The organism is Larkinella ripae (genome assembly GCF_054780775.1).
In genome coordinates, this window is record NZ_BAAGVR010000022.1 from 1,003,360 (window position 1) to 1,024,168 (window position 20,809).

Sequence of the window (20,809 nt, forward strand, 5' to 3'; positions counted from 1 at the left end):
TTGTCTGTATAAACGCAATACCCATTAACTACGTCACAACCCATGGCCTCGTCCACTCTCGAATTATCCGGTCTGAATTTCAACCTTACCGAAGAACATCTGGCCGTGCAGGAAGCTGCGCGGGATTTTGCCCAAACGGAACTGCTGCCCGGTGTGATCGAGCGCGACACTGCCGCGAAATTTCCGGCCGAGCAGGTCCGGCGCATGGGCGAACTGGGTTTTCTGGGCATGATGGTGTCACCGGACTACGGCGGGGGCGGCATGGATACGGTTTCGTACGTCATTGCGATGGAAGAAATTTCGAAAGTCGATGCTTCGTGCTCAGTCATCGTTTCGGTCAACAACTCGCTGGTTTGCTGGGGCCTGGAGCAATTTGGCAACGAAGACCAGAAACAGAGATACCTGACCCGGCTGGCAACGGGCGAGATCATCGGCGCGTTTTGCCTCTCGGAACCGGAAGCGGGCTCGGATGCAACCTCACAACACACCACGGCCATCGACCAGGGCGACCATTACCTGGTGAACGGCACCAAAAACTGGATCACGAACGGCGGATCGGCGGGCGCTTATCTGGTGATGGCGCAAACCGACGTTGACAAAAAACACCGGGGCATCAATTGCCTGATCGTTGAAAAAGAGCAGGCCGGTTTTGTAGTCGGCAAAAAAGAGGACAAGATGGGCATCCGGGCGTCGGACACGCATTCGCTGATGTTTACGGACGTGAAAGTGCCGAAAGAAAACCGGATCGGCGACGACGGTTTTGGCTTCAAATTTGCAATGAGCACCTTGAACGGCGGTCGGATCGGCATTGCGGCCCAGGCGCTCGGTATTGCGGCCGGGGCGTATGAGCTGGCGCTGAAGTATTCGCAGGAACGACAGGCATTCGGAAAAAAGATTTTTGATCACCAGGCCGTTCAGTTCAAGCTGGCCGAAATGGCGACCAGAATTGAAGCCTCCCGCTTGCTGGTTTACAAAGCCGCCCGCCTGAAAGACGAACACAAGGATTTTGTGCAGGCGGCAGCCATGGCTAAATTATACGCATCGGAGGTTGCCATGTGGGCAACTACAGAAGCCGTTCAAATTCACGGGGGTTACGGTTACGTAAAAGAATATCATGTGGAGCGGCTCATGCGGGACGCTAAGATTACGCAGATTTATGAGGGTACGTCGGAAATCCAAAAATTAGTGATCGCCCGTGAGCTGATTAAATAGAACTATTTTACCGCTAGCACAATTTTTTCAAAAAACACGCGCGCTACTTTATTGGTATCGCGCTATTTTTTTTATCTTTTCGCAAGAACGAATGTTGTATTGGATTTGTACAATTTATTAGTTTTGTGCAACTTTGCAATATAATCCTGTAGATACATCACTCTCCCCCTATGGAAGACTATAATAAGATTATCGAATCGCTGGGTGTGAAGTTCATCAAAGCCCGTAACATCCGCATTTTACAGCCCATAACCATCAAAAACTATTACGACGTTGAAAATACCCTGACCGTGCTGTACAACGGTGAAGTGTCGTTCGGCGAAGAGAAAGTAAAGGTGGAAACCGGTGACATGCTGTTCATTCCGGGCGGCAAGCACATTACCGTGACGTACGGGGATGCCTCGCAACCCAAAACCGTCTCGAACGAAGAGTTCATGATTCACCGGGAGCTGTATTTTGAAGCCAACCGCGACCCGCAGAAAATCGGAAACATGGCGAACTCGTTCGGGTACGTGTCCTTCGAAGCCAAGGTGTTCGACTCGGTGAACTTCTTCAACTCGCTGGACGTGCCGCCGTTCATCATCAAGCGGGAGGATTCGCTGGTGCAGACCATCAACCAGATTCTGGCCGAGGATATGCTCGACACGGCGGGTAAGGGACGGATCATCAAAATCAAAACCGAAGAGATCGTTATTGAAGTCATTCGCTACATTCTGAAAAACCGCCTGTTCGTTGAGCAACTGGTGACCAACAGTACGTACTTCAAAGATCCGCGCCTGATCGACATTTTTGCTTATATCAAAGACAATCTGGGTGGCGATCTGTCGAACAAAGTGCTGGCGAACGTGGCCAATGTGTCGGAAGATTACGTCGGGCAGTATTTCAAAATGCTGACCGGAATCAACCCGCAGGATTACATCGAATACCAGCGGATGGAAGCCGCCGTCGGGCTGCTGCGGACGTCGAAGAAAAGCATCCGGGCCATTGGCGCCGAAGTCGGTTACAAAGACACGGCTTATTTCTGCCGCCGTTTCAAAATGATGTTCGGTATTCCGGCCGGCAAAATGCGCCGTCGGGAATCCCTGATGAATGTATAATTGACCTTCTTCTTTGAAAAAGCCACCTCAACCGGGTGGCTTTTTTAGTAATTGGTTTATTCAAGCAGTTTTGTCAGGCGCTCTTTAATAACAGTTCCGGAAGATGGGCGGGGCGCTTGCTGGTCAATGATCTGTCCGTTTTTACCAATAATCATATAAGTAGGAAAGCCCGCCAATTTTAACTTCCGAGCCAGCAATTCCGACTGATCGTTATCAAAGTAATAGTTTTCTCCGGCAATTTTTTGGGTTTCGACAGCCCGTTTCCAGGCTTCCCGATCTGAGGCAAGGCAGAGGTTTACAAAAACGATAGGCATATTTTTGTAAAAGGTATGTAAATCAATTGCGTAAGGAATTTCGCTTTTACAAGGTCCGCACCAGGTTGCCCAAATGTCTATATAAATGACTTTACCTTTGTTTCTGGCAATGAGGCCATTGATGAAATCACCTACCATTTCTTTTTCTGCTTTGGAATCTGCTTGAAACAAGGAAATTTTGAATTTCTCCTGGCTTTCATGATGCTTCGTTTTTGCTTCCAAAAGGGCGATAAGTGGTTTAGTAGACAGGTAATGGTGGACATTTTTCATCAATACCAGATAATCACTGTAGGCTCTTTCTGAAAGCGCAAAAAGAAACTGATAACAAATAAGATCTCGGCCCATGCCTGGTGGCTCAAAGGCCATTACCTTCTCAAGGCACGCCCGGAAAGCCGCTCCCCACTGCTGTTGCTTAAAAGACTTTTGTATGGTTGTATCGTTCTTTGCATACTGAGACAAAGCATATTGCCAGAGATGATACGGGTACCACGACGAAACGATTGCCTCATTATCGTTCACCGGGAATACTTTCGTATCATAAAGTTCGCCCGTAAATAGTGTGTGATGCATCGAGTGAAAAGCCTCAAAGTCAACTAAATAATTGGCATTTCTATATACAATATCCTTTTGGGCCCATGTCAGGAACGTCTGGGTAGGCTTGTGGTCTTTCTTAAAAGCTGAAAGAACGGAATCCTCCGATGCAATCTGTTTTTTGATTTCTGCCACATACACCTCTGTCGATTTATTGCCAGGAGCGGGTTTGAAAGTATTCAGTTTGTTATAAAGATGATAGCTGAGTATATCTCTTGATGTTTCAGGGTTGGTTCCCGAGATCGCATAAGCCTTTTTTTGAAAGTCCGAAGCGTTAAATGTGATGTATAAACTATCCAATTGTTCCACATACAGTTCAGCCACTCCACTCCCGTATCTCACCATGATGTTATGAGGATGCATTATTTCGAATTCAAACTGGAAGCGGCCGGTCGAATCAAGGATTGAAGCCAATCTGGTTGGTGACGCTGATAACTGGGAATAGATTAGCGAAACAACTTTCGATGAATTTCTATCTAAATTTACTTTTCCACTGACTATTACCCTGCCTTCGCGAATAGAAGGCGCTTTTTGGCCTAAACAAATGTAACCTGGTAATACTAGCAAGCAGCAAACTAAGTACTTAGTAGCTGATTTAGTATAGTATAAGAAACGAATGGGCATGACTGTTGCCAAATAGGTAGTTAAATCGATACGTAAAGCAAGTTAGAAAAATAACTATTTTTTTAGTTATAAAGTTGAAAATTTTTTCACCACCAGAATTTGATTCGACAGCCGCTGCCAATTTAAGACAGTGCGTATTCCTTTAAGCGGATAGAGGGATGTTTCGTACGGATGCAGGCCGTTCCAGCTACTGAATAAGGGGCAAAATCACGGCAAACGGGAGCCCAGTAAAAAGCGCAAAGGACGGTGAAAGTCAAATCCCTTCTTCCTTTACGCCCTTTCTCCTTTTTGCTTTTTAGGCCAATTGCCGGTTCACTTCCTGCACAACGGCGGCAATTTCGGGGAGGAGTTCCGGGTTTTTCTCAATGCCGTTGCCCACCACAATCACGTCGGCACCGGCTTGCAGAGCCGCCTGCGCCCGTTCAACGGAGTTGATGCCGCCACCGACCACAATCGGGGCATCAACGCAGGAACGAACCGTGGCAATCATTTCCGGAGCAACCGGCCAGCGCGCTCCGCTGCCCGCATCCATGTAAATCAGTTTGAGTCCGAGCATTTCGCCCGCCATCGCCGTACAGGCTGCCACCCCCGGTTTGTCGTGCGGAATCGGGGTCGTGTTGCTGATGTAGGAAACCGTGGTTTGCGCTCCGCTGTCAATCAGCATATACCCCGTCGGCAGAATTTCCAGACCGCTTCTTTTCAGGAGCGGAGCCGCAATGACGTGCTGACCAATCAGAAATTCCGGGTTCCGGCCCGAGATCAGCGACAGCAATAGGATGGCGTCGGCGCTGGGTTCAATGTGCAGGCTATTGCCGGGAAAAAGAATCGCCGGAATATTCGTGTACGTCCGGATGGTTTCAATGACTTCGCGCAGAATAAAATTGGTGATCAGGCTACCGCCCACGAAAAAGAAGTCCACCCGGTTTTCGACACTCCGGATCAGCAGGTCTTTAAACGAATCTTGCTCGATCTTATCAGGATCGAGCAAGACGGCAAATGACTTTTGCCCTGCTTCCTTGCGGTTGAACAGGGTGGTGAGTAGGGAGTTACGGGTATTGGCCTGGTTCTGCTTGTGTGGTTGCATTATTCTGACGTAAACGCGAAATAAACTCAGTAACCTGCTGACGGGCAAGATTCGTCAAAATTGACGTCACAATCCCGGTGATAGCACCACCAATGGCCGATTTTTTAGGAGCGTCTTCGGCGGCTTTAGCGGCCCGGCGCGCGTGGGCCCGGGTGCTTTCACCAGCGTAACCGTCGGCTGCGTCGTAGTCTTCCTCATCGTACTCATCGTCCGGTTTATCAGACTTAGGCAATACAATGCTGGCAACCACGTAAACGGCCAAACAGACTCCAGCGACCAACGCTACGGTTTTACCGACTTCGGCGGCATCTTCCTTCAGGGCCTTAACGTTGGTCTCAATCGAACTTTTATACTGCTCGGTGGCTTCCATCAACTCAGCCCGGCGGGCTGATGTATCTGAAAAGGGCACATTCGTATCCATAAAAAGAGCGTTCTAAAATTAGTAAAAAAATGAATTGACTTGTGATAAAGCTGACTACTTAGTTATTATTTGATGAGAATTACCGGTTTCTAATTCTTCATCGAACCGCTTTCGTTCAGCGATTCGCGCGTCTGGTCCATCAAATCCTGAATAGCTTCGGCCCGGTCTTCCGCTTTTTTCTCCTGCTGATTTTTAAGGATCTTATAGGTCATTTTCCGGAGCATTCCCTCCACCGGCCCTTTTGCCAGTGCCCAGATTATGGTCAGCAACAGAAAAAAACCGGCAACGATGAGGAACCCCAGATACCGGCTATCCAGCACTTCGTTGAGGTAGGCAGCCAGCAGCGAAAATAAAAAAATGGTCGTGATGGTGGCTAAAAAGCCCAGCACAACCCCATGAACGGCGTTCAAAGCAACATTTTCGACCTGGCTCCGAGTTTCCAGTTTAAACAATTCAATCCGCGCTTCCAGGTATTTGAAGATGCTTTCCCTGATTTCTTCCAATTTTTCTAACATAGCGGTTTGTCATTAATGGCTGCTGTAGTAGTACCAATTATCGACCATTTTGTTTGGAAAAAATTTGGTAATCAAGCGATTTTCCGATTCCTGCCGGTTTTAATGGACGGCAAAAAACCGGATCGGTCGATCCGGTTTATACAAAGAAACCCGCTCTGTTTCCGGAGCGGGTTGATTATGAAGGGTATTGCCTTAATTCACTGAGCGGATTTACGAGCGTTTCAGTTTAGCTTCGATCGTTTGCTGCGTGTGCGGCACCGCGCGCAGACGCTCCTTCGGAATCAGTCGGCCCGTATCGATACAGATGCCGTACGTACCATTTTTGATGCGAATCAAAGCCGCTTCCAGCTGTTGGATAAACTTCTGCTGACGGGCTGCCAGCTGGCTGAAGTTCTCCCGTTCGCTGGTGTCGGCACCGTCTTCGAGCAGTTTGGAAGTACCTGAGGTGTTATCCGTCCCGCTGTCATTCCGCTTGCTAAGCGTTTCCTTGATGTAGTTTAGTTCGTTCCGGGATGCTTCTAGTTTCTGGCTAATCAGCACTTCGAACTCTTTTAGTTCCTCTTCCGAGTACCTTTTCTTTTCTTCCTGAACCATCGTACTGATCAACTAGTTAAGTGGGTGATTTTTTTCCGTCGATGAAACAACAAAATTACAACTCAATTGATTCTTTTTCAACGGACAGGGCTTACCGTTTAAAAAAAAGTTCAAAAAATAGTTATTGGTAAATACCCAGAAACGCCAATCAAAATTTGGCTGGACAATCGCTTCATACTCACGATGTTTTGCTTAAGAATAGACGGCTTATACATGATTTTGCCACAACAAATTATACTAATCCACGAAAAAATAGTTCTTAACTGGCATCGTTATCTTTTTTGGTATGTTTACCCCGGCATCCCAACCGATTTGCCAACTAAAAAAATAGTATTATGGCTTACATAGAACCAGCACCCATAAAAGATAAAGAAAATCCGCTCGAATCCATGATGTCGCGTTTCGACGCGGCCGCTCAGATGCTCGGTATTACGGAAGAAATGTATTACATCCTGAAGGTTCCGGCCCGGCAGGTGATGGTGGGTTTACCCATCACGATGGACAATGGCTCCATCAAAGTTTTTGAAGGCCATCGGGTGATTCACTCCACGATCCTGGGACCGTCGAAAGGCGGCATCCGGCTCGATCCGGCGGTCACCCTGGACGAAGTGAAGGCCCTTGCCGCCTGGATGACCTGGAAATGCGCCGTGGTCGATATCCCGTACGGGGGCGCCAAAGGCGGTATTGCCTGCAACCCCCGCGAGATGTCGGCCGGTGAAATCGAACGACTGATCCGGGCTTATACCGTTGCGATGCTCGATGTGTTCGGTCCCGACCGCGATATTCCGGCCCCCGACATGGGCACCGGCCAGCGCGAAATGGCGTGGCTCATGGACGAATATTCCAAATCGCGCGGCATGACCATCAACGGCGTTGTCACCGGAAAACCGCTCGTGCTGGGTGGCTCTCTGGGGCGCACGGAAGCCACCGGACGGGGTGTTACCGTGGCGGCCCTGTCGGCGATGGACAAACTTCGCATGAATCCATACCGTTCGACGGCGGCCATTCAGGGTTTCGGCAATGTGGGCTCGTTTGCGGCTGAACTGCTGCACGAACGGGGGGTTACGGTCACGGCGGTCAGCGACGTAACGGGCGGGTATTACAACAGCAACGGGCTCGATATCAGCGCGGCTCTGGCGTACCGCAACGCCAACAAAGGAACCCTCGACGGTTTTCAGGGCGCCGAACGAATCACCAACGAAGAACTGCTGGCGTTGCCGGTCGATGTGCTCGTTCCGGCGGCCAAAGAAGATGTGATCACGGCCGAAAATGCCGATTCCATTCAGGCTAAAATGATTGTGGAAGGTGCTAACGGCCCTACGTCGGCCAGCGCCGACGACATCATTAATGAAAAAGGAATTCTGGTGGTACCCGACATCCTGGCCAATGCCGGGGGGGTTACGGTTTCGTATTTTGAGTGGGTGCAAAACCGCATTGGCTACAAATGGACGCTCGATCGCATCAACCGCCGGGCCGACCGGAACATGAAGGATGCTTTCGACCGTGTTTTTGAAACTTCCCAGAAATACAAGGTGTCGATGCGGCTGGCGGCCTACATCGTCGCCATCGATAAAGTAGCCAGTACGTATAAGTTCCGGGGCGGTTATTAAACGTCCGCTTACCCGGTTTTAGCAGAAAACCGGTTTCGATTCAGGAGGATCGGAGCCGGTTTTTACTGGGTATAAAGGTGAATCTGACGCTTCAATTGGAGCTAATGGCGTTTGTTTCGTACCTTCACCGCGCTGGCTCACCTCTCACCGAAAGCAACTGATTGCCCATTCGTATGACTATCCACAAGGAAGGATATCAAATTTTATTCTGGACGGTGCTGATTCTCCTGGGAATCAACATCTTATCAATTTCATACCTCTTCAACGGCAACGAAATGGCCATCACGCTGGTGCTGGCCATCAGTCTGGCGCTTTTTCTGCTGATTCTCCAATTCTTCCGGAAACCGCGCCGGGTCACTCCGCTGAACGATCAGCACATCATTTCGCCCTGCGACGGCACGGTGGTTGTGATCGAAGAAGTTGACGAACCGGAATATTTCAAAGGAAAGCGTCGGCAGGTGTCCATTTTTATGTCGCCCCTGAATGTACACATCAATTTTCACCCCGTAACCGGCACGGTTCAGTACGTTAAATACTATCCAGGCAAATACCTGGTGGCCTGGCATCCGAAATCAAGCACCGAAAATGAACGCACCTCCGTGGTGATCAAGGCCAAAACCGGGGCCGAAATTCTGCTCCGCCAGATTGCCGGGGCGCTGGCCCGGCGGATTGTCTGGTACGCCAAAGAAGGCCAGCAGGTGCAGCAGGGGCACGAGTTGGGCTTTATCAAATTCGGCTCGCGGGTCGATCTGTTTCTGCCGCTGGACTCCGATGTCAAAGTGAAAATTGGCGACAAAACGCAGGGCGGCATCACGGTAATCGCCGATTTATAAGGGTCGTTTCAAAAAACCGCCTTCCTTTCTTTACAGGGACCGCTTATCGGATCCGGTTTCTGAAATCCGAAAAATTGTTGCGGGGTGACTGGTAACAGAAAGACAACCTGAAAACCCGAACAATTTTGCCAGAAACGCCGTTAGAAGGCTTGACCCACTTAAAACCGACGCTCGCGTTACCCGATTTTTATGAAACTTTTTGCCGGCTGTGAACTCCTCTACGATGTTCCGGCTCCTGCCCCTGTTGTGCTGATGTTACGCCCTCGCTCCGGTACGGGGCAATGGATCATTTCCGAAGAATACCAGATCGAACCCAACGTCCCCGTTGTTGAATATACGGACTCCTACGGCAACCTTTGCCAGCGGCTCGTTTCACCGGCCGGAGCGTTCAAGATCCAGATTTCGCTGGTGGCCGAAACCGCCGACAGCATTGACACGGCCCCCGGCGCCCCGTTTGTCCCCGTTCAGGATTTACCCGACGACGTGCTGCAATTTTTGCTTCCCAGCCGGTATTGCCAGTCGGATCGATTGGGGGCCCTGGCGGTCGATATTACGAACGGATTCACGCCGGGCTACGACCAGGTGGAAGCCATCCGCAGTTGGATTCAGAACAACATCACCTACCAGTACGGCACCAGCGATGCCAGCACTTCGGCCGTCGAAACCGCCGAAAAACGCATCGGGGTCTGCCGGGATTTTACCCACCTGGGCATCTCGTTCTGCCGCAGCCTGAGCATTCCGGCCCGCATGGTGGTCGGTTACCTCCACCAGCTTGATCCGATGGATCTACACGCCTGGTTTGAAGCGTTCGTCGATGGCCGCTGGTACACCTTCGACGCGACCCAGAAAGTGCCCCGGGGCAACCGGATTGTGGTGGCTTACGGCCGGGATGCAGCCGATGTCGCGCTGGCCACGCAGTACGGTCCGATGATGCTGAAGGAGATGAAAGTATGGGTGGAGGAAAAGATTTAGATTGCCGGACAACCGTGATTTGGGACCATCCTCTTTTTTTATAAATAAATTTGACAAAATGGTTACATTTCATAACTTCCTGCAAATCAACTTAACCACTGTAATTCATGCTGAAAGAATTTAGGACCTTTATTGCCCAGGGCAACGTACTGGATCTGGCGGTCGGTGTGATCATTGGCGCGGCTTTCGGAAAAATCACCACCTCGCTGGTCGAAGATATTATCAACCCGATCCTGGGACTGATAACGGGCGGAATAGATTTCAGCCAGTTAAAGGTTGTTCTGAAGGAAGCCGTTGGTGAGACGCCCGAAGTGGCCATTCGCTACGGTAATTTCCTGAACATCGTTATCCAGTTTATCATCATTGCCTGGGTGGTGTTCCTCATTGTCAAAGCCGCCAATCGGCTGCGCGTATCGTCGTCCCTGGAAAAGAACGAGTAGCCTTTCCCCTGTACCCACCCCATTTGACCCCGCTGCCCAGCGGGGTTTCTTTTTTTGTAAAAAGATTGTTCAACCGGCGGACAGACTACCGTGAAACTTCTATTTTTGTCTCTTCGCACATGAATCTATGAAAGTTACGAGGCCGTTGATGGTTATTTTGGGCGGAGGAGAAAGCGGGGTTGGAGCCGCCTTACTGGCAAAGGCAAACGGGTACGACGTTTTTTTATCGGACAGAGGTCTTTTGCAGGACGCTTACCGGCAGGTGCTGGAACAACAGGCCATTCCGTTTGAAGAAGGCCAGCATACGGAAGCCCGGATTCTGCAGGCCACGGAGGTTGTTAAAAGCCCGGGCATTCCCGAAAAAGCGCCCATTATTCAGCAGCTTCGGCAGCAAACGATTCCCATTATCTCGGAAATTGAGCTGGCAGCCCGCTACACCAACGCTACGCTGATCGGCATTACGGGCAGCAACGGCAAAACCACCACTACGCTGCTGACGTATCACCTGCTGAAAACCGCCGGGCTGAACGTCGGGCTGGCCGGCAACATCGGCGACAGCTTTGCCCGGCAGGTGCTGGAAAATTCGTTCGACTATTACGTGCTGGAACTGAGCAGCTTTCAACTGGACGATATGCACCGGGCCCGGCTCAACGTCGCTATCCTGCTCAACATCACGCCCGATCACCTCGACCGCTACGAATACCGGTTTCAGAAGTACGTCGATTCAAAGTTCCGGATTTTGCAGAACATGACGGCCGACGATACCTTTATTTATTACCAGGAAAGTCCGGCCATCACGGAAGCGCTCCCGGCTAAAAAACCGGTGGCCCGGCGGTTGCCGGTTTCGCTGACCGACACGCCAAAACCGGGTGCTTTTTTACGGGACAATTTCCTGATCGTCGCCAATAAAGAGCAAACGTTTGAAGCCAGTCTGGGCGATCTGCCCTTGAAAGGAAAGCACAACGCCATTAATATGCTGGCCGCTACATTGGCCGCGCAGGCCGTCGGCGTACAGCCGGATGCGTTGCTGCGGGGGTTGCAGACCTTCCAAAATGCGGCCCATCGGCTCGAACCGGCGGGTGAAATCAAGGGCGTTCAGTTCATCAACGATTCCAAAGCCACTAACGTCGACTCGGTTTATTACGCCCTGGAAAGCATGACCACGCCGGTAATCTGGATTGCGGGCGGTCTGGACAAAGGAAATGAATACGATCAACTCCTGGCGCTGGTACGGGAAAAAGTAAAAGCGTTAATTTGCCTCGGAAAAGACAATCAGAAGCTGGTTCAGTTTTTCTCGGCCACCGTTCCGACGCTGTTCGAGACGCAGGACGTCAAAGAGGCCGTTGCCAAAGGGCTGGAACTGGCCCAGCCGGGCGACACGGTTTTGCTGTCACCCGCCTGCGCCAGTTTCGATTTATTCCATAATTACGAAGACCGGGGAAACCAGTTTAAAGAAGCAGTTAAACGAATTATGAATGATGGATGATGAACGAGGAATGGGCTGGCGCGGCAATCATTCATCGTTTATCATCTATAATCCATCATTAAAAATATGACTATTTCAACGACGGGTTGGTTGAGAAACAACATCAAGGGCGACTACCACATCTGGGGAGTCGTGTTGTTTCTGTCGATTATGAGCGTGGCGGTCGTCTACAGCGCGACGGGAACGATGGCTTATCAGAAGCTGCAATCGACAGAGCATTATTTGTTTAAGCACGGCGCACTCGTGGTGCTGGGACTGGCCTGCATGTGGGTGGCCCACCGGTTCAACTACATTTACTACGCCCGCTTGTCGCGGTTCGGGATGTGGCTGTCGGTGCCGCTGCTGTTGTGGGCCTACTTTAAGGGAACCAACCTGAACGAAGCATCGCGCTGGATCACGATTCCGTTGATCAACCAGACCTTCCAGCCGTCGGATTTGGCCAAACTGGCCCTGATCTCCAACCTGGCGGCTATGCTGGCCAAACGGCAGCACATCAAAAAGGAACAATACGAACCGAGTATTCTGGTCAACATGATTGGCTGGATCGGCATTATCTGTGCCTGCATCGTTTTGAGCAATGCCTCGACGGCGGCCCTGCTGGCGGCAACCTGCTTTCTGCTGATGTACATCGGCCGGGTTCCGGGCAAATACCTGGCGTTCATGGTGGTCTTCTGCGTGGTCATGGGCAGCTTTGCGCTGATGTTCGGGCAGCGGGCCAAAACGTCGATCAGCCGGTTGACCAACTACTGGGAAACGCTTCACGGACGGCGCCCCCCCGAATTTCAGGTGGAGCAGTCGTACATCGCCATGGCTCACGGCGGTATTTATGGTCAGGGGCCGGGCAACAGCCACCAGCGGAACTTCCTGCCCCACTCGTATTCCGACTTTATTTTCGCCATGATCGTGGAAGAATACGGTTTAATCGGCGGCATTGTCATCGTGGCGGCTTACCTGTACCTGCTCTGGCGGGGCATGCGCGCCATCCGAAAGGCCAACCGGGCCTACGGCGGTTTGCTGTCGGCCGGTCTGACGTTCAGCATCGTTATCCAGGCCATGATCAACATGGCGGTTTCGGTGGGACTAGTTCCCGTGACGGGCCAGCCGCTGCCTTTGCTGAGCATGGGGGGCACCTCGCTGCTTTTCACCGGAACGGCTATCGGCATCATCATCAGCGTCAGCCGGGGCGAAGCCGACGAAAGTAATCTGATCAAAGCTTCGTCCTGATGACCCGGTTTTACTTTGGAAAACCGTACTCATTAACGATGTCGTGATTTTGTAGTCAATCGTATGCCAAAACGCATTATCATCAGTGGCGGTGGAACCGGCGGACACATTTATCCGGCGATTGCCATAGCCAATGAGCTGAAAACCATCGATCCCGCCATCGAAGTCCTGTTTGTGGGCGCCGAAGGAAAGATGGAAATGGAAAAAGTACCCCGCGCAGGCTACCGGATTATCGGTTTGCCGGTGGTGGGGATTAAACGGCAATTGACGGTCGAGAATCTGGCTTTCCCGTTTAAGCTGGGCCGGAGTTTTCTGCGGGCGCAGCAGGTTGTGCGGGAGTTTGGACCGGACGTGGCCGTGGGGGTGGGCGGTTACGCCAGCGGACCGGTTTTGCTGGCCGCTTCGCTGAAAGGCATTCCGACCCTCATCCAGGAGCAGAATTCCTACGCCGGTTTGACCAATAAATTGCTGTCGCGCCGGGCCAGAACGATCTGTGTGGCCTACCCCGGCATGGACGCTTTTTTTCCGGCGGCCAAAATTATCCTGACTGGTAATCCCGTCCGGACGGATATTATTCAGGCGGGTACGAAGCGCGCGGAAAGCCTTTCTTTCTTTGAATTAAACGCCGATCGCAAAACGCTGCTCATCATTGGCGGTAGTCAGGGCGCCCGAACCATCAACGAAAGCATTGAAAAAAATCTGAATCGGCTCCTGGAGTCAGGCTATCAGGTTGTCTGGCAAACCGGACCGGTTTTTATAGACCGGGCCCGCAAAGCCATCGCCGATGCCGGAGCCGACCGGATCAAAGCATTTGATTTTATTTACGAAATGGATCTGGCGTATGCCGCTGCCGACGCCGTGGTGTCGCGGGCGGGCGCTTTGTCGGTCTCCGAATTGTGTCTGGTGCAAAAACCGGCCATTCTGGTGCCGTTTCCGGCGGCTTCCGAAGATCACCAAACCAAAAATGCCATGAGTCTGGTCAACCGGAACGCGGCATTGCTGGTGACCGATCGCGTGGCTTCAACCGAGCTGGTTCCGGCGGCCCTGCGGCTTCTGGCCGACCCGGTGCAGCAAAATACGCTGAGTCAGAACATTAGCGGCCTGGCCCGCCCCAAAGCCGCTCGGGAAATTGCGGAAGAAGTATTGAAATTGATCAAATGAAGGAGCAAGGAAAGGATAAAAGGAGAACCGTTCTTTTCCCTTCTTCCTTTCCTCCCTTCTTCCTATAAAAAATGAATAACATTCGTTACGTTTATTTCCTGGGCATCGGCGGTATTGGCATGAGTGCGCTGGCGCGCTGGTTTCTGGTCAACGGGTATGAAGTCGCCGGTTATGACAAAACGTCAACCGCCCTGACCGATGCGCTGCAACAGGAGGGAATGGCCATCCACTTTACAGAAGATGTGGAACAGATTCCGGCTCCTTTTCGGGAAAACCGGGAGGAAACGTTGGTGATTTACACCCCCGCCGTTCCGAAAAACCACCAGGAATACGTCTACCTGACCGAACACGGTTTTACCCTGCAGAAACGCTCGCAGGTGCTGGGTCTTTTGGCCGGGCGCATGACCACCGTGGCCATTGCCGGAACGCACGGAAAAACCACCACCTCATCGATGGTAGCTCACATTCTGAAAGATGCAGGAGTGAACTGCGCGGCTTTTCTGGGCGGCATCACCCAAAATTACGGCACTAATTTTCTGCTCAACGAACCCACCGACGACCTCTCGAACGTGATTTGTGTTGTTGAAGCCGACGAGTTCGACCGCTCGTTTCTGACGCTGTTTCCGCAAATCGCCATTGTCACTTCGACCGACGCCGATCACCTGGATATTTACGGAAACCACGATTCCGTTCTGGATTCTTTTCGGGCATTTGTCGGACAGATCAAACCGGGCGGGACCTTGTATATGAGGCAGGGTCTGGCGCTGGCCGGTCATACCCCCGCCACGGTTTACGAGTATGCGCTGGACGAAGGCCGCTACCACAGCCGGAATTTACGGATTGAAAACGCCTGTTTTGTTTTCGATATCGTTTATCCTGAAGGTGTTATCGAAAACATAGCCCTTCAAATGCCCGGTTTTCACAATGTGGAGAACGCCGTTGCGGCCGCAGCGGCCAGCCTGCAGGTCGGAGTGGCTCCGGAGGCCGTTCGGCGGGCACTCGGAAATTATAAAGGGGTAAAACGTCGGTTCGAATATATATACAAAACAAAAAATGTTATATTTATCGACGATTATGCCCACCATCCTGCTGAAGTATTTGCCTTTTTATCGTCATTAAAAGCCTTGTATCCGGAACGGCAGGTAACGGCCATTTTTCAGCCGCACCTCTACAGCCGCACCCGGGATTTTGCCGATGAATTTGCAAAAAGCCTTTCGCTGGCCGACCGCGTAATCCTGCTTGATATTTACCCCGCCCGCGAATTACCAATCGAGGGCGTGAGTGCTGACCTGATTTTTAAGCAAATTCAGTCTGAACAAAAAATTCAATGTACCAAAGCGGACGTGCCCGGCCTTTTACGAAACGATCCGCCCGAATTGGTGGCAACAATCGGCGCGGGCGACATTGATCAGTTGATTCCGGTATTGCGGGAGCAGTTTCAGACCAATCAATAAAAATTATTTTTTTTAGAGTTAAGAAAGACGGATGTTTTCTATTTTTCCCTTAAATAGAACCTTCATTCTAACCGTAGCCGGTTTAGCCATCCTGGTGGGTCTGATTGCCTTTACAGAACACCGGCAAAATCACCGGCAATGTGAGGGCATCGACATCCGGATGGATGAAGTGGACGGGCATCGGTTTCTGAACCGGAATGACGTGCTGCGGACCTTGACCAACGAGGGAGCCGATCCGCTCCTGGGCGACAATTACGAGGACCTGGATTTGAAGCAGCTGGAAAACCGCCTGAAACGAAACGGGCTGATCAAGAGTTGTCAGCTGTATCGGGACTTAAAGGGAATCCTGATTGCCGATATCAAGCAGCAACGGCCGCTGGCGCGGCTGGTTCCGGACGGAGATGAAGATAAATCGGCCTATGCCGGGTATTATCTGACGGAAGACGGAAAGTGGTTTCCGCTCTCCCTGAATTACACGGCGCGGGTGGTCCTGATCTCCGGTCCTTACTTCAGCGAACGCAAAACCCTGACGACCGAACAAAATCAGGCGTTACTGGGCTTGCTGAAACAGATTGAAGCGGACCCGTTCTGGAAAGCCCAGATTGCGCAGGTGGTGATTGATAAAAACCGGGAAGTGACGCTGATTCCGCAGGTGGGCGACTGCCTGATCGAAATCGGCCAGCCCGTCGATCTGGTGGCGAAATTTGATAAAATAAAATTGTTCTACAAGCATATTCTGCCCCTGAAAGGGTGGGAAAAGTACCACAGGGTGAGTGTGCAGTACCGTAACCAGATAGTGTGCGAATGATACCTAAGCAGGAAGAAATTATAGTAGGACTGGACATCGGGAGCACCAAAGTGTGTGCCGTGGCCGGTCGTCTTATTCGAAATAACGATCACCCCAGACTGGACGTTCTGGGTGTGGGAAAAGCCATCTCAAAAGGGGTAACAAAAGGCTCGGTTGTCAACATCGGCCAAACCGTCGAAGCCATCAACCGGGCCGTGGAAGAAGCGGCCGGACAAGCCAACATCGACATTCACGTGGTCAATGTTAGTTTTTCGGGGCAAAACATAACCGCTCGCCGGCAACACGGCAGCATTACGCGCACCTCCCCCGGCGATGAAGTCGTCGCCGATGACATTGACCACCTGGTTGGTGATATGTACCGCTCGGTGCTGCCCGCCGGTTCGGAGATTGTCCACGTACTGCCGATGGATTTTACGGTCGACAGCGAGTCGAACATCGACTACCCCGTCGGGCGAATTGGCGTTAAGTTGGAAGCTGACTTCCAGGTTATTACTGCCCAAACCAGCTCGGCTTCGTACACCCGGAAATGCATCCAGCGGGCCCGTTCGGTATCGCCCCAGAAAGAACCCCTCGAAAACGACAAATTCCTGCTGGCCCCGTTGGCGTCGGCATTAGCGGTTTTGACCGAAGAGGAAAAACAGGCCGGTGTTGCGTTGGTCGACATTGGCGGAGGCACCACCGAAATTGCCATTTATCACAAAAACGTGCTTCGGCACGTGGCCGTTATTCCGTATGCCGGAAACAGCCTGACCTCCGATCTGGAAATCGGTTGCCGCGTGTTGCCAACCCAGGCCGAACTCCTGAAAACAAAGTTTGGCAGTGCCAATCCGAATGATTACCGGCTCAATGAGGTCGTAGCGGTGCCCAACCTGAGCGGCCGCCCGCCCAAAGACATTCTGCTGAAAAACGTGGCGCTGGTGATTGAGGCCCGGTTAAAGGAAATTGCGGCCATGGTTCAGGCCGAAATCATTCGCTCCGGCTACCGCGACAAGCTGGTGGGCGGGGTAGTGCTGACGGGCGGAACAGCGGCCATTGCCGGCATCGAACGGATTTTCGAACGGGTCACCAGCATGGATGTCCGGATCGGTTTTCCGGATCAACTGGAACACAACGTCAAGGCCGACCTCGTCAGCGACCCGGCTTTTGCCACGGCGGTTGGCCTGGTCTGGGCCGGTTTTAAGCGTCTGGACGACCGGATTCCGTTGCAGCATATAGTTTCTCCCCCCGTAAGTGGTCATGGGACCAACGGACAAGGGCAGAGTCACGGGACCAGTGGCCAGGGGCCAACCAGAGGTGGAAAAGTTCCGGGAAAAATTGAGGAAAAAGGCGTCGGTTTCATGGAGCGAATCCGAAAGTTTTTTACGGATGATATCGGAAAAGACCTTGGCCCCGACGATCGGTATTAACTTTGTGAGCATAACGCACGCGATAACCCGCGTTGCCAGAATATAGTCAGAATCGCGTTTAGAATTGCGCACCAAACATTAACAGGTATGCCAGAGGCATTGGAGTACGGCATGAGATTCGAGTTCCCCGATGAAGAAGAGGAACCAATTATTAAAGTGATCGGCGTTGGTGGGGGCGGAAGCAATGCCGTCAACCACATGTATCGGATGGGGGTTAAGGATGTCGACTTCATTGTTTGCAATACCGATCGTCAGGCCCTGTCCAACAGTCCGGTCAAGACCCGGATTCAGCTGGGTGCCCTGCTGACGTCCGGATTGGGCGCCGGAACCAACCCCGAAGTAGGAAAACAGGCGGCTCTGGAAAACACGGAGGACATTCGGAAGCTGCTCGGCGAACCCACCAAGATGGTTTTCATCACGGCGGGTATGGGGGGTGGTACGGGTACCGGAGCGGCTCCCGTCATTGCGCAGATTGCCCGTGAAATGGGCCTGCTGACCATTGCCGTGGTTACGGCCCCGTTCGACTTCGAGGGCATCGAAAAGCTCGATCAGGCCATGCGCGGTATCGACGAGCTGAAGGAATACTGCGATACGGTTCTGGTGATTCTGAACGATAAGCTGGCGGAGATTTTTGAGGATTTCCCGATGGATCAGGCGTTTGCCAAAGCCGATGATGTGCTGGCGAATGCCGTCAAAAGTATCGCGGAAATCATTACCGTTCAGGGCGAAATCAACGTCGACTTCATGGACGTGAAGCGGGTATTGGAAGGAGCCGGACAAGCCGTGATGGGATCTGCCGATTCGGTGGGCGAAACCCGGGCGCTCAACGCCATTCAGGATGCCCTCAACTCGCCCCTGCTCAACGACCGCGATATTCGGGGTGCGAAGCGCATTCTGCTTACGATGGCGTCGGGTGAGGATGCGCGGACTACGATGAAGGAGCTCCAGATCATTACCGGTTACATCAAGGACAAAATTGGTAAGGATAAACAGGCGCACCTGTTCAAATACGGCACCATCAAAGACAATACCCTGGGCAAAAACCTGCGCGTCACGGTGATTGCCGCCGGTTTTGACTTACCGGCCGAACGACCGGATTTTCCGCCGACGAACTGGACCCCTGAACCGGCGAAAAAACCGAATCCCGTTGACGAAGTGCCGGAGGAAATCGAAGAGGATCTCGAACTGGTGGCGGAAGGGCAACCGGAGGAGACCAGCACCCAAACCCGGGGCGGAGAAACCGAACTTCCTGCACCGGAACCCGGCCCGCGTCCTTTTCCACCGGCGATCGACCCGTACACGGTTATGGATGAAAACCCGGAAGAAGATGGGCTACGAATCCAGAAAATGATTGAAGGCTTTACGCAGGTCCGTCATTCCGACCGGGAGCGGGAGCTGGAAACCCCGGCTTTCACCCGCCAGAAACTGACCCTGTACGAATTGCCGTTGATGGACGAGCGGGACCTGATCCGGTCGCGCTTGAATGATTAGCCGGTTTTTATTGCGCGAATGGGTGATGGAGTGAATAACCTGCCGGTTTTCTGGCGTTTATCACGCCATCACCCATTCGCTCCTATACGAAACCCTAAAAATCGACTAGTTGCTGGGCCTGCTGCTGAAGGAGCAGATTGTATAAGTCGTTGTGCAGTGCACCTTCTTTCCAGTAGTTCCGGATCTGCGCCAGTTTAACACGCAGGGCCAGCGTATTGGTACCCAGGTAACTGAAAATATCGCTTAAATGACTGAGGGCCAGCGCTCCGCCCTGGTGATTGGCCGACAACCCAACCAACGCTACTTTTTTGTTCGACAAACCGCTGGGGTAACTCATCCCGTCGATAAAGGCCTTCAGCACACCGGGATACGAATTGTTGTATTCAGGAACGATCAGGACCAGCTTTTTGGCCCGCTCCACCACTTCTTTGTAACGGTTGAATTCAGGATTTTTTCCCGTATTTTCGTACAAAGCCGTTGTCAGAAAATCGGGGGGCAGTCCGCTTAAATCAAGAATTTCACTCGCTGCGCCCAGCTGTTGCAGAATGGTGTGGTAATAGCTGGCAATCTGCCGCGACATGGAATTCTTGCGGTTTGTCCCGACAATGATAATGATCGTATTTTCGCTGATTGGCTCGGTAGGGTCTGTGGTCATGCGCTTGTGTTCATTCAGCCGAAGATAGACATTCGATTCCACCAATAACAACCCGTTCCCGTTTTAGTTCACCTACAACGTATGACTCACCAGGACGTTAAAACCGATCTGCTGGCGCTGGCCGATTCCGAAAAGGCGGTTTTTTTCAAGCGGTTTTTCAAAACCGGGCCGGGGCAATACGGCGAGGGCGACGAATTTCTGGGCTTGTCGGTTCCGCAACAGCGGGTTGTTGCCCAGAAATACCGCCGGTTGCCGTCCTCCGAAATCGAGAAGCTGGTGCAGGACCCGTTTCACGAATGCCGGCTAACGGGTTTGATCATCTGGACAAATCAGGCCAGGCGCTCCGGCGAGGAAAACCGCAGGTTAATTTTTGACGATTACCTCCGAAACCGGAATTTTGTCAACAACTGGGATCTGGTCGATACGAGTTGTCCCGAAATTGTCGGAAACTATTTACTGAACAATGACCGGCGCATTTTATCCGAACTGGCGCAGCAAAATCACCTGTGGTCGCAACGGATCGCGATGGTATCGACGCTGGCGTTTATCCGCAAAAAGCAGTTTCAGGACACGTTTCAGATCGCCGAATTGTTGCTGAATCACCGGCACGACCTGATTCATAAAGCGATGGGCTGGATGCTGCGGGAGGTGGGCAAGAAAAATCCGGACGCGCTGGAGGAGTTTCTGCACGACCACAGCGGACGGCTTCCGCGCACGGCTTTGCGCTACGCCATTGAGCGCTTCGAGCCCGCCCGCCGAAAGTACTACCTCGAACTATGACCACGCCTGCCGTTTTCTTATTATCTTTACCCCCTGC

General features: G+C 52.0%; 20 protein-coding genes. 14 read left to right on the forward strand and 6 right to left on the reverse strand.

All coding sequences use genetic code 11. The annotated features are described in order from the left end of the window. Positions 1 to 42 precede the first annotated feature (42 nt). Together ACYVHX_RS17125 and ACYVHX_RS17130 are read left to right on the forward strand one after the other, a co-directional pair. Positions 43 to 1,212: an acyl-CoA dehydrogenase gene (locus ACYVHX_RS17125; protein ID WP_460672883.1), complete on the forward strand. Its 1,170-nt coding sequence runs from the start codon at positions 43 to 45 to the stop codon at positions 1,210 to 1,212. Between the two features lie 170 nt (positions 1,213 to 1,382). After that, a complete protein-coding gene (locus tag ACYVHX_RS17130; protein WP_460672884.1) occupies positions 1,383 to 2,309 on the forward strand; it encodes an AraC family transcriptional regulator in 927 nt (308 codons plus the stop codon). A gap of 56 nt (positions 2,310 to 2,365) precedes the next feature. Here the strand turns inward: ACYVHX_RS17130 and ACYVHX_RS17135 are convergent, their stop codons facing one another. The 5 genes from ACYVHX_RS17135 to ACYVHX_RS17155 all read right to left on the reverse strand — a co-directional run bounded on the left by ACYVHX_RS17135 (position 2,366) and on the right by ACYVHX_RS17155 (position 6,452). After that, positions 2,366 to 3,628, reverse strand: a complete 1,263-nt coding sequence (locus ACYVHX_RS17135; protein ID WP_460672885.1) for a TlpA family protein disulfide reductase — start codon at positions 3,626 to 3,628, stop codon at positions 2,366 to 2,368. 505 nt (positions 3,629 to 4,133) lie between these two features. Further along, a complete protein-coding gene (locus ACYVHX_RS17140; protein WP_460672886.1) occupies positions 4,134 to 4,922 on the reverse strand; it encodes a phosphoglycerol geranylgeranyltransferase in 789 nt (262 codons plus the stop codon). After that, complete coding sequence (locus ACYVHX_RS17145; protein ID WP_460672887.1) at positions 4,885 to 5,343, reverse strand: hypothetical protein; 459 nt, start codon at positions 5,341 to 5,343, stop codon at positions 4,885 to 4,887. The genes ACYVHX_RS17140 and ACYVHX_RS17145 overlap by 38 nt, the downstream gene beginning before the upstream one ends. Before the next feature lie 89 nt (positions 5,344 to 5,432). Further along, entirely contained in the window at positions 5,433 to 5,858 is a 426-nt protein-coding gene (locus ACYVHX_RS17150) for a phage holin family protein (RefSeq protein ID WP_460672888.1), read from the reverse strand. Between the two features lie 210 nt (positions 5,859 to 6,068). Further along, positions 6,069 to 6,452, reverse strand: coding sequence for a TraR/DksA family transcriptional regulator (locus ACYVHX_RS17155; RefSeq protein WP_460638092.1), 384 nt, complete (start codon positions 6,450 to 6,452; stop codon positions 6,069 to 6,071). 335 nt (positions 6,453 to 6,787) lie between these two features. On the opposite strand from ACYVHX_RS17155, the gene ACYVHX_RS17160 reads away from it, so the two are divergent. The 11 genes from ACYVHX_RS17160 to ftsZ all read left to right on the forward strand — a co-directional run bounded on the left by ACYVHX_RS17160 (position 6,788) and on the right by ftsZ (position 19,337). Further along, positions 6,788 to 8,062 carry a Glu/Leu/Phe/Val family dehydrogenase gene (locus tag ACYVHX_RS17160; protein ID WP_460672889.1) on the forward strand — a complete coding sequence of 425 codons (1,275 nt, stop codon included), beginning with the start codon at positions 6,788 to 6,790 and terminating at the stop codon, positions 8,060 to 8,062. 173 nt (positions 8,063 to 8,235) lie between these two features. Then, positions 8,236 to 8,895, forward strand: a complete 660-nt coding sequence (locus ACYVHX_RS17165) for a phosphatidylserine decarboxylase family protein (protein WP_460672890.1) — start codon at positions 8,236 to 8,238, stop codon at positions 8,893 to 8,895. A 189-nt stretch (positions 8,896 to 9,084) separates the two neighbouring features. After that, entirely contained in the window at positions 9,085 to 9,867 is a 783-nt protein-coding gene (locus tag ACYVHX_RS17170; protein ID WP_460672891.1) for a transglutaminase family protein, read from the forward strand. A gap of 107 nt (positions 9,868 to 9,974) precedes the next feature. Next, positions 9,975 to 10,307 carry a large-conductance mechanosensitive channel protein MscL gene (gene mscL / locus ACYVHX_RS17175; RefSeq protein WP_460672892.1) on the forward strand — a complete coding sequence of 111 codons (333 nt, stop codon included), beginning with the start codon at positions 9,975 to 9,977 and terminating at the stop codon, positions 10,305 to 10,307. Positions 10,308 to 10,434: 127 nt separating this feature from the next. Continuing rightward, the gene (murD, locus tag ACYVHX_RS17180; RefSeq protein WP_460672893.1) at positions 10,435 to 11,793 is read left to right on the forward strand and encodes a UDP-N-acetylmuramoyl-L-alanine--D-glutamate ligase; all 1,359 of its coding nucleotides are present in this window, start codon (positions 10,435 to 10,437) and stop codon (positions 11,791 to 11,793) included. A 66-nt stretch (positions 11,794 to 11,859) separates the two neighbouring features. After that, complete coding sequence (locus ACYVHX_RS17185; RefSeq protein WP_460672894.1) at positions 11,860 to 13,017, forward strand: FtsW/RodA/SpoVE family cell cycle protein; 1,158 nt, start codon at positions 11,860 to 11,862, stop codon at positions 13,015 to 13,017. A gap of 63 nt (positions 13,018 to 13,080) precedes the next feature. Next, entirely contained in the window at positions 13,081 to 14,178 is a 1,098-nt protein-coding gene (gene murG / locus ACYVHX_RS17190) for an undecaprenyldiphospho-muramoylpentapeptide beta-N-acetylglucosaminyltransferase (RefSeq protein ID WP_460672895.1), read from the forward strand. Between the two features lie 71 nt (positions 14,179 to 14,249). After that, the gene (gene murC, locus ACYVHX_RS17195) at positions 14,250 to 15,632 is read left to right on the forward strand and encodes a UDP-N-acetylmuramate--L-alanine ligase (protein ID WP_460672896.1); all 1,383 of its coding nucleotides are present in this window, start codon (positions 14,250 to 14,252) and stop codon (positions 15,630 to 15,632) included. A gap of 31 nt (positions 15,633 to 15,663) precedes the next feature. Continuing rightward, complete coding sequence (locus tag ACYVHX_RS17200) at positions 15,664 to 16,440, forward strand: cell division protein FtsQ/DivIB (protein ID WP_460672897.1); 777 nt, start codon at positions 15,664 to 15,666, stop codon at positions 16,438 to 16,440. Further along, positions 16,437 to 17,846 (forward strand): cell division protein FtsA, encoded by a 1,410-nt coding sequence (ftsA, locus tag ACYVHX_RS17205; protein WP_460672898.1) that lies wholly within the window; start codon positions 16,437 to 16,439, stop codon positions 17,844 to 17,846. The genes ACYVHX_RS17200 and ftsA overlap by 4 nt, the downstream gene beginning before the upstream one ends. A gap of 87 nt (positions 17,847 to 17,933) precedes the next feature. Then, positions 17,934 to 19,337: a cell division protein FtsZ gene (gene ftsZ, locus ACYVHX_RS17210; RefSeq protein ID WP_460672899.1), complete on the forward strand. Its 1,404-nt coding sequence runs from the start codon at positions 17,934 to 17,936 to the stop codon at positions 19,335 to 19,337. Positions 19,338 to 19,431: 94 nt separating this feature from the next. Here ftsZ and ACYVHX_RS17215 read toward each other — a convergent pair whose 3' ends face one another. Continuing rightward, complete coding sequence (locus ACYVHX_RS17215; RefSeq protein ID WP_460672900.1) at positions 19,432 to 19,992, reverse strand: NADPH-dependent FMN reductase; 561 nt, start codon at positions 19,990 to 19,992, stop codon at positions 19,432 to 19,434. Between the two features lie 81 nt (positions 19,993 to 20,073). Here ACYVHX_RS17215 and ACYVHX_RS17220 point away from each other — a divergent pair, with 81 nt between their 5' ends. Next, on the forward strand, positions 20,074 to 20,772 hold the full coding sequence (locus ACYVHX_RS17220; protein ID WP_460672901.1) for a DNA alkylation repair protein: 699 nt from the start codon (positions 20,074 to 20,076) through the stop codon (positions 20,770 to 20,772). Positions 20,773 to 20,809 lie beyond the last annotated feature (37 nt).

What these genes read in the sequence shown, in the direction of transcription:
- ACYVHX_RS17125 (WP_460672883.1), top strand. Translation starts at nt 43, where the DNA reads ATGGCCTCGTCCACTCTCGAATTATCCGGTCTGAATTTCAACCTTACC.
- ACYVHX_RS17130 (WP_460672884.1), top strand. Translation starts at nt 1,383, where the DNA reads ATGGAAGACTATAATAAGATTATCGAATCGCTGGGTGTGAAGTTCATC.
- ACYVHX_RS17140 (WP_460672886.1), bottom strand. Translation starts at nt 4,922, where the DNA reads ATGCAACCACACAAGCAGAACCAGGCCAATACCCGTAACTCCCTACTC.
- ACYVHX_RS17145 (WP_460672887.1), bottom strand. Translation starts at nt 5,343, where the DNA reads ATGGATACGAATGTGCCCTTTTCAGATACATCAGCCCGCCGGGCTGAG.
- ACYVHX_RS17150 (WP_460672888.1), bottom strand. Translation starts at nt 5,858, where the DNA reads ATGTTAGAAAAATTGGAAGAAATCAGGGAAAGCATCTTCAAATACCTG.
- ACYVHX_RS17155 (WP_460638092.1), bottom strand. Translation starts at nt 6,452, where the DNA reads ATGGTTCAGGAAGAAAAGAAAAGGTACTCGGAAGAGGAACTAAAAGAG.
- ACYVHX_RS17160 (WP_460672889.1), top strand. Translation starts at nt 6,788, where the DNA reads ATGGCTTACATAGAACCAGCACCCATAAAAGATAAAGAAAATCCGCTC.
- ACYVHX_RS17165 (WP_460672890.1), top strand. Translation starts at nt 8,236, where the DNA reads ATGACTATCCACAAGGAAGGATATCAAATTTTATTCTGGACGGTGCTG.
- ACYVHX_RS17170 (WP_460672891.1), top strand. Translation starts at nt 9,085, where the DNA reads ATGAAACTTTTTGCCGGCTGTGAACTCCTCTACGATGTTCCGGCTCCT.
- mscL (WP_460672892.1), top strand. Translation starts at nt 9,975, where the DNA reads ATGCTGAAAGAATTTAGGACCTTTATTGCCCAGGGCAACGTACTGGAT.
- murD (WP_460672893.1), top strand. Translation starts at nt 10,435, where the DNA reads ATGAAAGTTACGAGGCCGTTGATGGTTATTTTGGGCGGAGGAGAAAGC.
- ACYVHX_RS17185 (WP_460672894.1), top strand. Translation starts at nt 11,860, where the DNA reads ATGACTATTTCAACGACGGGTTGGTTGAGAAACAACATCAAGGGCGAC.
- murG (WP_460672895.1), top strand. Translation starts at nt 13,081, where the DNA reads ATGCCAAAACGCATTATCATCAGTGGCGGTGGAACCGGCGGACACATT.
- murC (WP_460672896.1), top strand. Translation starts at nt 14,250, where the DNA reads ATGAATAACATTCGTTACGTTTATTTCCTGGGCATCGGCGGTATTGGC.
- ACYVHX_RS17200 (WP_460672897.1), top strand. Translation starts at nt 15,664, where the DNA reads ATGTTTTCTATTTTTCCCTTAAATAGAACCTTCATTCTAACCGTAGCC.
- ftsA (WP_460672898.1), top strand. Translation starts at nt 16,437, where the DNA reads ATGATACCTAAGCAGGAAGAAATTATAGTAGGACTGGACATCGGGAGC.
- ftsZ (WP_460672899.1), top strand. Translation starts at nt 17,934, where the DNA reads ATGCCAGAGGCATTGGAGTACGGCATGAGATTCGAGTTCCCCGATGAA.
- ACYVHX_RS17215 (WP_460672900.1), bottom strand. Translation starts at nt 19,992, where the DNA reads ATGACCACAGACCCTACCGAGCCAATCAGCGAAAATACGATCATTATC.
- ACYVHX_RS17220 (WP_460672901.1), top strand. Translation starts at nt 20,074, where the DNA reads ATGACTCACCAGGACGTTAAAACCGATCTGCTGGCGCTGGCCGATTCC.